At 70.0% G+C, this 14,880-nt stretch carries 14 protein-coding genes and 2 pseudogenes; 9 read left to right on the top strand and 7 right to left on the bottom strand.

Annotated features, from left to right (window positions below):
* Positions 1–26 precede the first annotated feature (26 nt).
* Positions 27–662 carry a LysE family translocator gene (locus tag HS048_RS04470; RefSeq protein ID WP_068900173.1) on the top strand — a complete coding sequence of 212 codons (636 nt, stop codon included), beginning with the start codon at positions 27–29 and terminating at the stop codon, positions 660–662.
* A 125-nt stretch (positions 663–787) separates the two neighbouring features.
* Here HS048_RS04470 and HS048_RS04465 read toward each other — a convergent pair whose 3' ends face one another.
* The 5 genes from HS048_RS04465 to HS048_RS38680 form a co-directional block, all read right to left on the bottom strand.
* Positions 788–1,354, bottom strand: coding sequence for a DUF4291 domain-containing protein (locus HS048_RS04465; protein ID WP_068900175.1), 567 nt, complete (start codon positions 1,352–1,354; stop codon positions 788–790).
* A gap of 79 nt (positions 1,355–1,433) precedes the next feature.
* The gene (locus tag HS048_RS04460) at positions 1,434–2,285 is read right to left on the bottom strand and encodes a DUF72 domain-containing protein (protein WP_230880725.1); all 852 of its coding nucleotides are present in this window, start codon (positions 2,283–2,285) and stop codon (positions 1,434–1,436) included.
* Between the two features lie 146 nt (positions 2,286–2,431).
* Positions 2,432–3,325, bottom strand: coding sequence for a 3-methyladenine DNA glycosylase (locus HS048_RS04455; RefSeq protein WP_307832363.1), 894 nt, complete (start codon positions 3,323–3,325; stop codon positions 2,432–2,434).
* An 86-nt stretch (positions 3,326–3,411) separates the two neighbouring features.
* Entirely contained in the window at positions 3,412–4,128 is a 717-nt protein-coding gene (locus HS048_RS04450) for a response regulator transcription factor (protein ID WP_196466222.1), read from the bottom strand.
* Positions 4,125–5,294 carry a sensor histidine kinase gene (locus HS048_RS38680; protein WP_196466221.1) on the bottom strand — a complete coding sequence of 390 codons (1,170 nt, stop codon included), beginning with the start codon at positions 5,292–5,294 and terminating at the stop codon, positions 4,125–4,127. The genes HS048_RS04450 and HS048_RS38680 overlap by 4 nt, the downstream gene beginning before the upstream one ends.
* A 134-nt stretch (positions 5,295–5,428) precedes the next feature.
* On the opposite strand from HS048_RS38680, the gene HS048_RS04440 reads away from it, so the two are divergent.
* Together HS048_RS04440 and HS048_RS04435 are read left to right on the top strand one after the other, a co-directional pair.
* The gene (locus HS048_RS04440) at positions 5,429–6,652 is read left to right on the top strand and encodes a serine hydrolase (RefSeq protein WP_196466220.1); all 1,224 of its coding nucleotides are present in this window, start codon (positions 5,429–5,431) and stop codon (positions 6,650–6,652) included.
* 295 nt (positions 6,653–6,947) lie between these two features.
* Positions 6,948–7,898 carry a WD40 repeat domain-containing protein gene (locus HS048_RS04435; RefSeq protein WP_196466219.1) on the top strand — a complete coding sequence of 317 codons (951 nt, stop codon included), beginning with the start codon at positions 6,948–6,950 and terminating at the stop codon, positions 7,896–7,898.
* On the opposite strand, the gene HS048_RS04430 is transcribed toward HS048_RS04435, so the two are convergent.
* The gene (locus tag HS048_RS04430) at positions 7,895–8,161 is read right to left on the bottom strand and encodes a hypothetical protein (protein ID WP_196466218.1); all 267 of its coding nucleotides are present in this window, start codon (positions 8,159–8,161) and stop codon (positions 7,895–7,897) included. The genes HS048_RS04435 and HS048_RS04430 overlap by 4 nt on opposite strands.
* Before the next feature lie 246 nt (positions 8,162–8,407).
* Between HS048_RS04430 and HS048_RS04425 the strand changes: the two are divergent.
* The 4 genes and pseudogenes from HS048_RS04425 to HS048_RS04410 all read left to right on the top strand — a co-directional run.
* Positions 8,408–8,646 (top strand): annotated as a pseudogene (locus tag HS048_RS04425) (transposase); the annotation flags it as partial.
* A gap of 354 nt (positions 8,647–9,000) precedes the next feature.
* Positions 9,001–9,429 carry a hypothetical protein gene (locus HS048_RS04420; protein ID WP_196466217.1) on the top strand — a complete coding sequence of 143 codons (429 nt, stop codon included), beginning with the start codon at positions 9,001–9,003 and terminating at the stop codon, positions 9,427–9,429.
* A 627-nt stretch (positions 9,430–10,056) separates the two neighbouring features.
* Positions 10,057–10,293 carry a hypothetical protein gene (locus HS048_RS04415; protein WP_196466216.1) on the top strand — a complete coding sequence of 79 codons (237 nt, stop codon included), beginning with the start codon at positions 10,057–10,059 and terminating at the stop codon, positions 10,291–10,293.
* Positions 10,294–10,678: 385 nt separating this feature from the next.
* Positions 10,679–11,659 carry a PLP-dependent cysteine synthase family protein gene (locus tag HS048_RS04410; RefSeq protein WP_196466215.1) on the top strand — a complete coding sequence of 327 codons (981 nt, stop codon included), beginning with the start codon at positions 10,679–10,681 and terminating at the stop codon, positions 11,657–11,659.
* A 426-nt stretch (positions 11,660–12,085) separates the two neighbouring features.
* Here the strand turns inward: HS048_RS04410 and HS048_RS39085 are convergent.
* A pseudogene (locus HS048_RS39085) lies at positions 12,086–12,403 on the bottom strand (hypothetical protein); the annotation flags it as partial.
* Positions 12,404–12,534: 131 nt separating this feature from the next.
* On the opposite strand from HS048_RS39085, the gene HS048_RS04400 reads away from it, so the two are divergent.
* Both HS048_RS04400 and HS048_RS04395 read left to right on the top strand, forming a co-directional pair.
* Positions 12,535–12,930, top strand: coding sequence for a MerR family transcriptional regulator (locus HS048_RS04400; protein ID WP_068900197.1), 396 nt, complete (start codon positions 12,535–12,537; stop codon positions 12,928–12,930).
* A gap of 106 nt (positions 12,931–13,036) precedes the next feature.
* On the top strand, positions 13,037–13,960 hold the full coding sequence (locus tag HS048_RS04395; RefSeq protein WP_196466214.1) for an NADP-dependent oxidoreductase: 924 nt from the start codon (positions 13,037–13,039) through the stop codon (positions 13,958–13,960).
* The last annotated feature ends 920 nt before the right edge of the window (positions 13,961–14,880 follow it).

Genomic DNA, 14,880 nt, shown 5'->3' with positions numbered 1-14,880 from the left:
ACCGCGCTGGGCTACGGTGAGAGCCCATGGACGTCTACGGCTCGATCGCCTCGTTCGCCGTCGTCGTGGGATTCCTCACGCTCACGCCCGGCCTGGACACGGCGCTGATCCTGCGCACCTCGCTGCTGGCCGGCAGGAGACCCGCCTGGGCCGTGGTCCTCGGCATCCAGGCCGGAACGCTCGTGTGGGGCGTCGTCACCGCCGCCGGCCTGTCCGCCCTCCTCTCCACATCCCGGCTCGCCTACGAGGTGCTGCGCTGGGCGGGTGTCGCCTACCTGGTGTGGATGGGCGGCCGGATGCTCTGGCACAGCCGCCGGAGCGGCGCGGGCGGGACGGCGGCGTCCGAACCGTCCGGGAGGGACGGTTCGTGGCCCGCGTTCCGCCGGGGACTGCTGACCAACCTGCTCAACCCGAAGATGGGCGTCTTCTACATCGCGATGCTCCCCCAGTTCATCCCGGACGACGCACCGCACGTCGCGATGGGCGTCCTGCTGGCGGGCGTGCACGTCTGCGAGGGGCTGCTCTGGAGCGCCCTGCTCATCGGGTTCACCGGGCTGGTGCGCGGCTGGCTGGGCAGGCCGTCGGTCAAGCGCGGCCTGGACCGGCTGACGGGCCTCGTCGTGATCGGGTTCGGGCTGCGGCTGGCGACGCAGCCCTCCTGAACCTCCGGGCACGGTGGGCGCCCCAGACCCGGCGCGCCCGGCTCACGCGCGGGCGTCGCGAGCTTGCGCCTGCCCGCGCTCACGGTCGTGCTCCTGCACGAACCTGCGCCTGCCCGCGTCCACGGTCATGAGCCGACGAGAAGCCGCCGGGCGATCTCCGGGGGTACCGGGTACTCACGCTCCGGGGGCAGCAGCCGCTGCGCCTTCGACGCCTGTCCGGTCTGCACCAGCCCGGCGATCCTTCTCACCGTGGGCGTGACGTCGGTGAGGCCGACGACCCACTCGTCCGCGAACCTGCGGATCAAGGTCCGGCCGATCCCGACCTGGATGCTGTAGTGGTTGAGCGCCGCCCCGCGCAACGAGCGCTCGGGGTCCCACTGGACGTGAACCGCCGCCCGGTCGACGGCCTCGGGTCCGGCCGTCGTCAGCACGGCCCGGGAGAGCGCCTCGTGCCATCCCTCCCGGGTGATCCGCACCGCCAGGACGCGCTCCTGCCCCGGCTTCCGCGCCCAGTTGCTGCGGTGCATGAGCCAGAGGAACGAAGGCTTGATCCACGTCATGCGGGTGAACGAGAAGGGCGGCACGAACCGCTCGGCGCTGAGGGCGGGGTCGGCCACGGCGGGCGGGTACGCCTGGTAGACCACGATCGTCTCAGCGTCGTAGTCCGCTCTCACCTGGTGCTGAACCGGCATGCGAGTACCCTGCCGCCCCGTCCCGCCCCGGCACAAAGCGTTTTCTCCCCCGTACGGCCTCCCCCGTACGGCCTCGCTGTCAGAACAGGGTCAGCGGCTCGACCGGCACGGGCTCGGGCAGCGGCTCGACCCCGGGCAGCACGGCTCGCACCTCGTCGTGGAAGCGGCGGGCGAGCACCGGCGCGTCGGCGTTGTCGGGGGTGTGCACGAACACGGTCGGCGACCGGCCCTCGCGCAGCCACCCGGCGACCGTGGCGACCCACTCCTGCCAGCCCTCGACCGTGCGGGCCGTGTCGTCCCGGCCGAGGTAGCGGACGATCGGGCGGTCGGTGAGAGCGGGCGCCCGGCGCGGCACACGCGGTTTCTTCAGCCACGCGTCCCGTTCGGCGTCGCTGGTCGGCGGGCTCCGGAAGAAGGCCGTGGTGTCGAACGGGACCCACTCGGCCCCGGCTCCGGACAGGACCCCTTCGAGAAGCCGCGCGGACCGCTCGTCGTCGAAGAACGCGCGGTGACGGACCTCGACGGCGTACCGGTACGAGCGGGGGAGCCCGCGGAGGAAACCCGCCAGCACGTCGAGGTCGGCCGGTCCGAACGACGCCGGCAGCTGGACCCAGAGGGCGTGGGCCCGCGGCCCGAGCGGTTCGATCGCCTCCAGGAACGCCCGGAGCTCCTCGTCGGCGCCGGTGAGGCGGCGCTCGTGCGTGATCGGCTTGGGCAGCTTGACCACGAAGCGGAAACCGGGGCCGACCTGCCCCGCCCACGACTCCACCGTGCTCCTCGCCGGCGTCGCGTAGAACGTGGTGTTGCCCTCCACCGCGTTGCACCAGGTCGCATAGGCCCTCAACCGCTCCTCCGGGGGGAGCGGGTGGGGCAGGAGACGCCCCTGCCACGCCTTGTGCGTCCACATCGCGCATCCCACATGAAGCCGCATGGCTCCGACGCTATCCGAGACCGGCGGCGTCCGGGCCTGCAGCATGGCCCTCGCGACGTGGCCGGCACCGTACGGCTTCGGCACCGTACGGCTTCGGCACCGTACGGCTCGACACCGTTGCCGGCAGAGCCTCCGGCCGGTGACGGCTAACCGGTTCCCACAGGCCGCACTTCGGACCGCGGGTTCTCAGGGGCGGCGGCGAGGAGCCGTTCGCAGGCGTCGAGCAGGAGCTGCCGGTACGGCCGCGCCCGCTCGGCGAACCCCCGCTGCTCGGCGGCGTACTCGGCCCGCCCCTCGGGCGTCTCGATCCGGATCGGCCGGTGGCCGAGGGCGCTCAGGTCGTACGGGCTGGCCCGCATGTCCACCTCGCGGATGTCGCGGGCCAGCGCGAAGCAGTCGGCGACCAGCTCGCTGCCCACCAGCGGCGACAGCTTGTACGCCCACTTGTACAGGTCCATGTTGGCGTGCAGGCAGCCCGGCTGCTCCAGCTCGCGCTGCCGCTCGCGCGTCGGCTGCAGCACGTTGAGCGGGCGCGCCTCAGGGGTGAAGAAGCGGAACGCGTCGAAATGACCGCACCGCACGCCCCGCTGCTCCACGACCTCCGCGATCTCCTCGTCGCCGAGCCGGAGCGGCCAGGCGCCATGCCGTACCTCCGCGGCCCGGTAGACCATCGCCCACTCGTGCAGGCCGAAGCAGCCGAGATAGGCCGGCCGCGACGCGGTGGCGGCCAGCAGCCGCGCGATCCACTCGACGGAGGACCCGCGCCTGTCCATCAGCGCCGCGGTGTCGAGCACGGCGCCCTCGGGGGTGTCGAGGTAGAAGCGGCCGAAACCGCTCGCCCCCTTCAGCACCACCCCGGCGCCCGGATGCCACCGCCGCAGCCAGGCGGGCCGGTGGTCGTAGTAGACGAACAGGAAGTCCTCGACGGGATGGCTCTCCCGCCGCGCCTTGCGCGCCAGGTAGGGCGCCGTCCACTCCTCGACCCGCCGCCGGTGCTCCTCCGCCCGGGCCCGCCACACCTCCGGCTCCAAAACCTCCACCGCCGAATGGTACGCGCGGACCGGCGGTGCACGCATGAGCCGATCTCAGGCCCGCCCCGGACCCAGGACGCTACGACTCCGGGACGCTACGACTCCGGCCGGGAAGCGGCACGGGCGGCTCCGCCGGCAGGGCCGGTGTCCGCGGATGAGGGCACGACCAGGCCGGTCTCGTACGCCACCACCACGGCCTGGGCCCGGCTGCTGAGGCCGAGCTTGTTCATCGTCCGTTTGACGTGGGTCTTGACCGTCGCCTCGCTGAGCACCAGGCGCTCGGCGATCTCGGCGTTGCTCAGACCGGTGCCGACCAGGCGCAGCACCTCCGTCTCGCGCGGGGTCAGCTCGCCCAGCCTCCCGCGGGCGCCCGTCGCCCGGTGCAGTCTGGCGTACGCCTCGATGAGCCGGTGCGTGATCCGCGGCGCGATGAGGATGTCACCGGCCGCGACGGTGTTCACGGCCGCGATGATCCGCTGCGGCGGCGTGTCCTTGAGCAGGAAGCCGGAGGCTCCGGCGCCCAGCGCGGTGTACACGTACTCGTCGAGGTCGAAGGTGGTGAGAACGACGACGCGGGGGTGGTGTCCGCCGTCGTCGGCGAGGATGCGGCGGGTGGCCGCGATGCCGTCCATCACGGGCATCCGGATGTCCATCAGCACGACGTCCGGCCTGGTCTCCGCGGCGAGGGCCACGGCCTCCGCGCCGTCACCGGCCTCCCCGGCGACCTCGATCCCGGGGGCGGCCCGCAGCAGGGCGACGAGGCCGGCCCGGATCAGTGCCTGGTCGTCGGCGACGAGAACGCGGACGGTCATCGTGCCTCGCCCAGCGGCAGCTGCAGGGTCACGGTGAAACCGCCCTCCTTCGCGGGTCCGGCGCTGAACACGCCACCGTAGAGTTCGGCGCGCTCACGCATGCCCCGGATGCCGTGCGACGTCGGCGACGCGTGGACGCGGTCGCCTCCGTTGCCGTCGTCGCTGATCCGGACAGTGAGGGTGTGCGGGCCGTAGTCGACCCCGACCCGCGCCGAGGCCGGACCGGCGTGTTTGAGGACGTTGGTCAGCGACTCCTGCACGATCCGGTAGGCGCACAGGTCCACCCCCGGCGGAAGCGGGAACGGGCGGCCGGTCACCGACAGCTCGACCTCGACGCCGGCGTTGCGCGTACGGTTCACCAGTTCCTCCAGTTGGGCGAGTCCCGGCTGCGGACGGTATCCGGAACCCGCGACGGGCTCGGCGCCGGCCGCGACGTCCGGCTCGTCGCCGGATTCGTCGCCGGGCTCGATCCGCAACACGTCGAGCAGGCGGCGCATGTCCAGCAGCGCCTCCCGGCTGGCCTCTCCGGCGGTGGCGATCGCCGTCCGCGCCGTGTCCGGGTCGCTGTCCAGCACGTACTCCGCCAGTCCCGACTGCAGTGAGACGACCGACATGTGGTGCGAGACGATGTCGTGCAGTTCCCGGGCGATGCTCACGCGTTCGTCGGCGGCCGCGCGCGCCGCCTGCGCCGCCAGCCGCTCGGCCCGCAGCGCCCAGTTCTTCGTGCTGTAGCCCAGCGCCCAGACGCCCGCCATGATGAGGCTCGTCTGGGCGATCTCCGACCAGGCGGCGGCGCCGGTCGACGCGCCGCCGGTGAAGTAGGCGACCACCGTCATGGCGATCGTCGCCAGGAACATGACGGCCGCGACGCCGGGCCCGCGCAGCATGGCGACGGTGAACAAGCCGACCAGGATGCCGACACCGCCGTTGGGGAAGTCGCCGTAACCGAGCAGCGCGTACGCGGTGAGCGCGCCGACGATCACCGCCGTGGTGAGCACGGGTGCCCGCTGCCGCACCGCGATCGGCATGACGGTGAGTACGGCGACGGCGCCCTGGGCCCACGGAATCCGGCCGCCGTGCTGTTCGCCGAGGGTCACCATGGTCAATCCGGTGAACACGACGGCCAGCAGCACGTCCACCGGAACGGATCGCAGCGTTGTCCGCACCGGCCCCACGGTATCCACTGATCGCCGGCGCGTAACCGGCCGGTCGGGGTAGTCGCGGTTACCCCCGGAGGGGTAGCCGAAGTTGCCGTCGTCGGGTGACGACCCGCGCCGATGCGATCCGTAGGTTCGACGGCGTGACGAAACGACGAATCAGAGCAACCGCGTGCACCGCCGTCGTCCTGGCGGGCGGGATGGCACTCGGGATCGCCGCCGCCGGCGCCGCCGGTGCCGACGCGAGCCCCCGCCGCGACCTCCGGTCCACCCTGCAGCACGACGCCGACGAACTGCTGAAGTACGGCACGCCGGGCGTGCTGGTCGGCCTCGACCGGGCCCGCGGCGACGTCACGGTGCGCAGCGGGTTCGGCGACCTGGCCGGGCGGACGCCGGTGCCGTGGGACGCGAAGTTCCGCATCGGCAGCTTCACGAAGACGTACGTCGCGGCGACCGTGCTGCAGTTGGCCGGCGAACGCCGGCTGTCGCTGGACGACAGCGTGCACCGGTGGCTTCCCGGACTGCTGACCGGCAAGGGCATCGACGCCCGGACCATCACCGTGCGGCAGCTGCTGCAGCACACCACCCCGCTGCCCGACTACACGCGCAAGCTGACGATGATCATGAGCGAGAAGGAGTTCCAGAAGAACCGGTACAAGACTCTGACGGACGAGCAACTCGTCCGGATGGCGATGAGCCTCCCCGCGCGGGACCTGTCCAAGGGGCGCTGGGAATACTCGAACACCAACTACACCCTGCTCGGTATGATCATCAAGCGGGCCACCGGCAACCCCTGGCAGGAAGAGGTGCGCGACCGCATCCTCCGGCCGCTGGGCCTGCGCAACACCTTCATACCGAAGACGGACCCGGCCGTCCCCCGGCCGCACGCCATCGGGTACGAGCGCTTCCCGGGAGAAGGCGCCTCGCAGGAAGACCCCAAGTACGGCGAGTTCATCGACGCGACCAGGATCAACCCGTCCCTCGCCGGCGCGGCCGGCGCCATGATCAGCACCACGGACGACTCGAACCGGTTCCTGCGGGCGCTGCTGGGCGGCCGGGTGCTGAAGCCCGCCCAGCTGGCCGAGATGAAGAAGACCGTGCCCACCAGCGCGGCCTTCCAGGGTTTCCTCCCGGGCGCCCGCTACGGGCTGGGCATCATGTACATCTCGAACTCCTGCGGCGGCCACTGGTCCCACGGCGGCGACATCTTCGGCTACATGACCCGCAACGGCGTCACCCCGGACGGTTCCCGCAGCGTGGTGGTGTCGCTCAACACCGATTCGCTGAAGCCCGAGCCGGGCGTCCCGAATCCCACGAAGGACATCACCCTGGAGCTGATCGACCACGCCCTGTGCGGCGGCCGGTAACCCGACCACCGACTGGTGCGAGCCGTTCCCCTGCCGAGCCGTTCCCCCGCCGCGGGGCTCACCGGTTCCCGGCGGGCCGTACGGCCCCGCGGAACCCTCCGGCGGGGCAGACGGGGTCCCCGCACGGGTCCGGGGCCGTAGGAGGTCGCGCTGCCCGTCTTCCCCGGGCAGCGCGGCCGTCACCGGTCGGCGCGCCGCTCATTTCCGGAAGTGGCACGCCGCGCCGCCACGCGGTGTTCGGGGAGGTCTGTCCCACACGGAGGTCCGGTGGGGACGGGGCTATCCTCCGATCGATATGACCCTTCCTTTTCGGGACATCCAGATCGGACGCTGTACCCCGGCGGATGTCGCCTTCCATCCCGGCGGTGGCTGTTTCGCCGTCGCCGGAGAGGATGGGACGGTGCGGTTGTGGGACACCGCCACCGGCCACGCCGTCGGCCGGTCCCCGGCCGACCCTGCCGAACAGGCCTGGGCGGTGGCCTTCCACCCCCGCGGCCGTCTGGTCGCCACCGGCTGGTCGGACGGCGCGATCCGGGTGTTCCGCACCGACGCCTTCCAGCCCGCCGGTGAACCGCCGGACGGCCGCACCGACGCCTTCCAACTCACCGGTGAACCGCCGGACGGCCACACCGAGGGCGTCACCGCGCTGGCCTTCCATCCTCGGGGGCATCTACTGGCCAGCGCGGGCCAGGACGGGACCGTACGGCTGTGGCACACCGGCACCCTGCAGCCCGCCGGTGAACCGCTGGGCGGCATCGGCGATCCCGCCCACGCGGTGGCCTTCTCCCCCGACGGGAGGCTGCTGGCCGGCACCGCAGGCCGTACCGTGCGGCTGTGGGACGGCGAGACCGGACGGTCCGTCGGCCACTTGCCGGGTGATCACAGCGGATCCGTCCACGCGGTGGCCTTCCACCCCGGCGGGCGCCTGCTGGCCGCGGCCGGATACGACCGCAACCAGGTGAAACTGTGGGACGTCACGACCGGCTGCCCCGTCGGCGAACCGGTGCGCGGCCATCGCGGGGATCACATCTGGGCGGTGGCCTTCCACCCCGGCGGCCGGTTCTTCGCGACCGCCGGCGACGACCTCGCGGTGCGGCTGTGGGACACCGCGACCGTCCGGCCCGCCGGTGAACCGCTGAACGGTCGCACCGGGCATGTCTCCTCACTCGCCTTCCACCCCCGGGGGCACCTGCTGGCCGCCCCCGATGCGGGCGGCACGGTGCGGCTGTGGAGCACGGCCTCCTAGCGGCCCGGCGACACAGGGCCGGCCTGCGAGGCCGCCGTCCGCCACCGACGCGCGAAGAGGCGGCCGCCCCACCGCAGCCCCTGGAAGAAGAACCGGACCAACCCGAAGAGGAACGCGACCTCGAACAGCAGTGAACACATGAACAGGACCTCGCTGAGCGACTCCCCGCCGCTCTCGCGTGCCCACTCGGCGAGTACGGACGCGGCCACCATGCCCAGTACGTAGCCGAGCAGCGCCAAAGCCTCGTTGTACCCGGTCCGCATGAGTTGATCCTAGATCCGCCCCAGGCCCAGGAACCTACGGATCCGACCAGGAACCACTGTGACCTCCGCTGGGAGGACGCCCCTCCGGCGCAGCTCTGCCGGTTGCGTCCATGGAAGTGGTGTAAGAGTTTCCCCAGCACACAGGCGTGCCGCCGAACATGAAGACGGCCATCGTGTGATCCTTCGTGATTGCGAAACCAAGATCGAAGGAAGAAAGCGATGGCCGTGAACAACAGTGTGGACCCGATGGCGTGGCTGGCGGAGCAGATTCAGACCAACGACCCGGATCTGTTGCGCTCCATGGTGAAGACCATGGCCGAGGCGTTGATGTCCGCCGAAGCCGACAGCCGGGCGGCGCCGCCTACGGCGAGCACAGCAGCGAGCGGGCCAACCGGCGCAACGGCTACCGGCCCCGGGACTGGGACACCCGCGCCGGCACCGTCGAGCTCGCCATTCCGAAACTGCGTTCGGGCACCTATTTCCCGGTGGGATGGCGGACGACCCTTGCCCTGTCGAGCTGCTCGAATTCGGTCAGGATCCGGGCCTTGCGGGCGGCGGTGCAACGGCGGGCGGTGAGCCGCTCGCGTACCTCGGAGCGGGAACCTCGGGCTTCCGATTTTCATGCCCCCACGAAGGATGGACCCTTCTTGCCCTCAATTCATAGTTTTGTACTTCTTTGACACCTATGCCTAGTTTGGCAGGCAGAAGCCGAATGTAATCACTTGACTCAGGAATGCGTAAATTTATTGCTCAGGCTTGTCCGGATGTGGCGACTAGGCCAAGATTAGTAAAGTCTTCAACTACTTAGTTGGAGAGCCACTGCACGGATGAGGAGAAGCATGAAGCGCACCGTCTCCGTTTTCATCGCCGGCATCCTCGGCGCCACGCTCACCGGCGTCAGCCCCGCCTCCGCGGCCACCTCCCCGATCGACTGCTCCTCAGGGGAGTACACCCGGATCCGGGAGAGCTTCGTCCCCACCAATGTCGAGAGGCCTGCGGTGGACGGTTTCGCCTACCGCTTCGGCGGTCCGTCACCGACCACGTACGAGGTCTGCCTTGACGTCCCGGACGGCTCGACATTCACGATCGAGGTACGGAGCTGGTCCAACGGTTCACCGGATGAGACGTTCGTGGACGACCGGCCCGGGGACAAGGTCTTCCGCTACTCGCTTGGCGCCAACGGCTTCTGGCAGATCTACGGCACGTTGACCGGGCCCGACAGCACCTTCCTCTACTACACCTGGCACGAGAAGAAGATCGCGGCCTGACGCCGAACGGGCTGACCGCCTCACTCGGCGATGCGGCCGGCCCTACCGCTCCAAGCGACCCCGAAGCCTGCTCCATCCCGAGTTCAAAGCCCGCATACTCCCGATCTCTCAGACGGCTCGGCGAGCAACCGGCTCTGTCGCCGTAAGTGAATTTCGCTGCTGCACGAGATCGAAGGCCACTCCCCGATCATGGGAGGTGGTCTTCGATGTGCGGTGGAGTGTTCACGAGCGACCCTGACCTGCGGACGAGTCAGGGAATCGTTGATCGCTTCCCTGGATGAAGATGATCCTTTCCCAGCCAGCCCTGCATTCAAGGCATGAGTGGCTGCCAGGAGGGGGCGCTGATGCGCGAGTGCCGCGCTTGGAACCAGTCGGTGGCGATGTCGGTTTCGGTGATCCGTCCGATCAACGCCAAGGCGGAACTGACGCTGCGGTTGCACCGAGCCCAGCAACGTCGCCGCCGGAGGACATGCGTGCCCGTTCCGGTTCCGCTGCGTAGGCTGCGGCCACCTCCGCACCGACGTCTCCTACCTGCCCGACCTGGAAACCTACCTGGCCGACCTGCTACGCAGCCGGGAAAAGCTGCCGGCCACCGTCGAGGTCGACGACTGGACACGAGCTGAAGCGATGCCCTCCGACGAGCAGATCTCCCACGTCCGCCGGCTGATCTCCCGCATCAAAGCCGACGTCGACGACCTTGCCGAGGAGGAAAAAGCACAGATCATGGAAGTCGTCACCATCGTCCGCCGGCACCGCCAAGGCATCGTCACTCTCGTCCGCCGGCACCGCCAAGGCATCGTCACCCTCGGCATGTCCGCCGTCCGCCAACCGCTGCCCGACGTCCGACCGGACCGCTCCGCATGAGCGGCGGCAGTGCGATGGCGGCGGGGCGCCGGGCGGACTCCGCCCGACGCCGCCAGTGCGTTCTCGCCGTTGTGAAGCAGGCTCGGCAGACCGGTGAGGACCTCAGCGTCTCCGCCATCGCCCGCCGAGCCGACGTCGATCGCACCTTCCTCCACCGTCACCGTGACCTGCTCGAACAGATTCATCTCGCCGCATCGCAACCGGCGGCCGCCAAGACCACCCTCCATCGGTCAGCCGCGCCTCGCTGCAGGCCGACCCGGCTTATCTGCACCTGGGTTGATCGGGCGACCGCGACAGTCTTTTCAGGGGAGAGCGCGCGGATCCCCTGACCCGCTCGCTGGTAGCGAATGGGCGCAGTCCTCCGAGCCGCGCCTGACATGGTGGGATGGTGAATTGGAACACGCGAGCGTTCGACGTGCTGGCGGTGGGTGAGCCCACCCCGCTGATTGACTTCCCGGTATCGGCGCCCGGGATCAGGCTGCTGCTGAAGGACGAGTCCGCGCAACCGACGGGGAGCCTGCGGCACCGGCACGCCAGGGCGCTGTTCCGCCGGGCCGTGCTCGACGGGTCGGTCACCGAGGGCGTGACCGTGGTGGAGGCGACCGGCGGCAACGCGGCCGTGGCCCAGGCGTGGTTCGCGCGGCGGCTCGGGCTGCCGTACATCGTGGTCATGCCGGGCGAGCGCACCCAGGCGCGGGCGCGGCCGGTGGAGGAACTGGGCGGGGAATGCCGATTCGTGACGCCGCCGCTGGCGATCTACAAGGCCGCTCGCGAGATCGACGGGCACTTCCTGGACCAGTTCGGGCGGGCCGCGCCGCACGACCTGGCGGAGGAGCTGTTCGGGCAGGTGCGGCCGGACTGGGTGGTGACGGGTGCGAGCACCGGAGCGACCTCGGCCACCCTCGGCCGGTGGATCCGGGCCCACGGTGAGGACTGCCGGGTCGCGGTGGCGGATCCCGAGAATTCGGCCTACTTTCCAGGATGGACACTCGACGTGCCCGACTACGGCACCGGGATGCCCTCGCGGATCGAGGGCATCGGACGCCCGCGCATCGAGCCCGGCTTCCGGCCCGACCTCGTGGACCTGGTCGTCCCCGTGCCCGACGCGGCCAGTCTGGCGGCGGCCCGGCACATCCGCGAGGTGACCGGGCTGCCGGTTGGCGCCTCCTCGGGCACCGCGTTGTGGGCGGCGCTGGAGCTGGTGGAGCGCATGCGGGCCAGGGGCGAGACCGGCACGGTGGTGTCGCTGATCGGCGACGCGGCCGATCGGCATCTGGCGACCTGTCACGACGACGGGTGGGCGGCCGAGAAAGGGCTGGATGTCGGACGGCACACGGGCACCCTGAGGCAGCGCACCAGCTTGTGACCTGCATCGGCGTGCGGCTTGTGGTAGGCGGACAAGCAGGGGTTGACGGCCTGTGTACCCACGGTTTCGGCGCGTTCGCGACGGGCGAGGAGATCGGTCTCGATCTCGTTGATCCGGTCGAGCATCTTGGGGTTCACGTTCAGCATCGGGCAGCGGATGCAGGCGTGCCCGTGCTGGCATGGGGTGCCGTAGGGCCGGCCGCATGAGCCCAGCTCGACCTTGCGCTTGTCGAAGTGTTCCTCGAACTCTTGCCGTTCCTCGGTGCTGGCCTGGCGGTATTCGGGTGCTGGCCTGGCGGTATTCGTCGCCGGGGCGCAAGGTACGGCGGTTGGTGAAGTAAGCGGTGTGGTGGCGAACGTCGTCCTCGTCGAAGACGGCGACGTAGCCGCGGGTGGTCTGGATGTTGAGGTGCTCCGACAAGGCGGCGCCGATGTGGATCGGCAGGCCGCTGTTGACCAGCTCGGTGGTGAAAATCCGGCGGAAGTCGTGCGGGGTGAAGCGCACGGTCCGGAACTGCGTGTGGTGCTCGGCGAGTTCCTCGCATCGCCGCCTGAGCTGATGCAACACGGTGGCGGGAGAGATCATCCGCCGGGTGGAGCCGTGCCGGCGCTGGAGCAGGAACGGCAGCGGTGCGCTCCAGACCTTGTCGTGGTAGTCGAAGCGCTTGATCAGCTCGATCGTCCGGCCCCTGCGCGTGCGCCGCCGGATGATCGAGGCGATGACGTGGAACAGCTCGGCGCTCATGGGGATCACGCGTTGGCTGCGTCGGCGGTGTCGGTCGTGGGCGGTGGTGACGCGCAGGTAGGTGCGTCCGTTGGTTGCGTCCATGACTCGTCGGCGGTCTGAACGTGGAGCACGCGCGTAGACTCTCGGGGATGCGGATCGGCGAGCTGTCCAAGCGCACGGGCGTGAGTCCGCGCTCACTGCGGTACTACGAAGAGCAGGGCCTGTTGACCAGCTCACGCTCCGACGCCGGGCAACGTCACTATTCCGATGCCGCGGTCCAGCGCGTGTCGCTCATCCGACAGCTGTTCGACGCGGGTATGTCCAGCCGGATGATCACGACTGTGCTGCCGTGTGTGGACGTCCCAGGTGACCTGGGCGTCGCCGAGGAGACGTTCACGGCGATGATGCGCGAGCGCGACCGGATCGACACCGACATCGCGCACTTGATCGAAGCCCGGGATGCACTCGACGTGCTGATCAAGGCCAACAGCCGGCACCGGGCGGAGCTGTCCACGACCGCGGAACCGGTGGCACGTTCGGCCTGATGCTGTGACCTGCGTCTCACTCGGTTGCCCCTTACATCAATGTCAGGGGTGAGGATGGCTGCAGAGCCCGGAATCGCCGGGTCGGTCATACGGGAGGCGGCAGAGAATGGGACAAGCGTGGGGTTTCGGCAAGCATGGCGGGCCCGAGGTGCAGGAGTTCTTCGATCGTCCCGATCCCGACCCCGGTCGCGGCGAGGTGCTGATCCGGGTCCACGTCGCCGGCGTGAACCCCCTCGACCACGCCCTGCGCTCGGGTTCGGTCCCCGGGCTCGACGGCGGACGTCCGTTCCCCCGTGTGCTGGGCATGGAGGCAGCGGGAACCGTTCTCGCCCGGGGCGAGGACGTTGACGGGCTCGAGGTGGGTGACGCGGTCTTCGGCTTCGCACTCACCGGTGGCGGCACCTACGCCGAGACGACGGTGCTGTCCGCGCCGAACACCGCGCGTATTCCGGCGGGCCTGTCCGCGACCGTGGCGGCAACGCTGCCAGTGGCCGGGACGACCGCGGTGGATGCGCTCGACCAGCTCGGCCTCCCGGTCGGCGCCACGGTCCTGGTCAACGGGGTCGGGGGCGGGGTCGGCCTCGCCGTCGCCCGGCTGGCCATCGGGCGCGAGCTGCGTGTGATCGGAACCGGGAGCACCGCCAAGCGCGAGCACGCCGAAGCCATCGGGGTGCGGTTCATCGACTACACCGCCGAGGACGTCGTCGCCGCAGCACGTGAGCTGGCTCCGGACGGCTTCGACGGGATCGTCGACCTGGTCGGAGGCACCTCGCTGCGGACGGTCGCTCCGCTGGCCCGGGATCCCCGCACCGTCATCGCCGTGGGTGACATGTCTGTGCCCGATGTCGGTGGGCGTTTCATCGAGCGTCGCCTCGACCGCGAGAACCTGGAACGGTCCGCCCGGCTGGCCCTCGACGGAGTCCTCGCACCCGTGATCACCGCGGTCCACCCGCTCTCCGACGCCCCGGCCGCCCTCGCCACCGTCGAGAACGGTCACGCCTCAGGAAAAGTCGTCATCAAGGTGGCATGAGAAGTGCCCTGCCGACCGATGCCGTCGACCGTCCATTGCGGACCGACGAGAGCCCGTGGTCAGCGCATCATCAACTGAGCACGTTCACCTGTACGGGTTGAGCACGTTCAGGCGTACGCCGACACCAGCGCGTGCTCCAAGCAGGCGACGGTCGCCGCACCAGGACATGACCGGCCACAAGGGTCTGTGCGGGTGGCACAACACCGGCCCTCAGCGCGGTGCGTGCGGCAACAAGCCTTACGCCAGCGTCAAGCTCCAGTACAAGGACTATGCCCCGGTGCAGTCAGCCTGTGCCGAGCTCTCCGAGAGATCTCCAGTCTGTACGGCTTTCCGATCCCTCAGGAGTAGTCGGCCTGACGGCATGGACGCCCTCGCGCTGCTCAAGGTCGGGGCCGTTGCTGTATTTCGCTGCTGTATAAGATCGAAAAGGCCACTTCCCGATCATGGGAGGTGGCCTTCGAGCTGGGGTGGAGCCTAGGAGATTCGAACTCCTGACATCCTGCTTGCAAAGACGCATGCCGATCATGGGCCACCAGCGAAGACGCAGATCACGGCACTGATCGCGTTCCCCGTGACTTCCCGCTGTTCCCCCTCGTTTCCCGTCCCATCGGGCACGCGACGGGCACGGCGCCGAACCGTCGACGGTTTTACAGGGCGTGACCGTTCCCGACGGCGCACTGTGCCTGACCTGCGGCAGAGCAGCTCTCCGCATCGGCAACGGCCTTGATCATTGCACGTATATTGCACGCCTCCCCATCGCCCTGAACGGCGGCCAACCACGCCTTCGGTGGGCTGGGGCTGAGGAACGAAGCCCCAGACCGTCGATCGCCCCCGACCCCGCGCGGAGGTCAGCCACCATCAGGCGATCGTGAGGGCTGTCGCTGATTGACCTGGACCCGATCGGGGTTCGCCAGCGCGGA

It is taken from the genome of Planomonospora sp. ID91781 (genome assembly GCF_015711595.1).
GTDB lineage: Bacteria > Actinomycetota > Actinomycetes > Streptosporangiales > Streptosporangiaceae > Planomonospora > Planomonospora parontospora.
The sequence above is the reverse complement of the archived record's forward strand: the minus strand, read 5'-3'. Positions and strand labels throughout refer to the sequence as shown.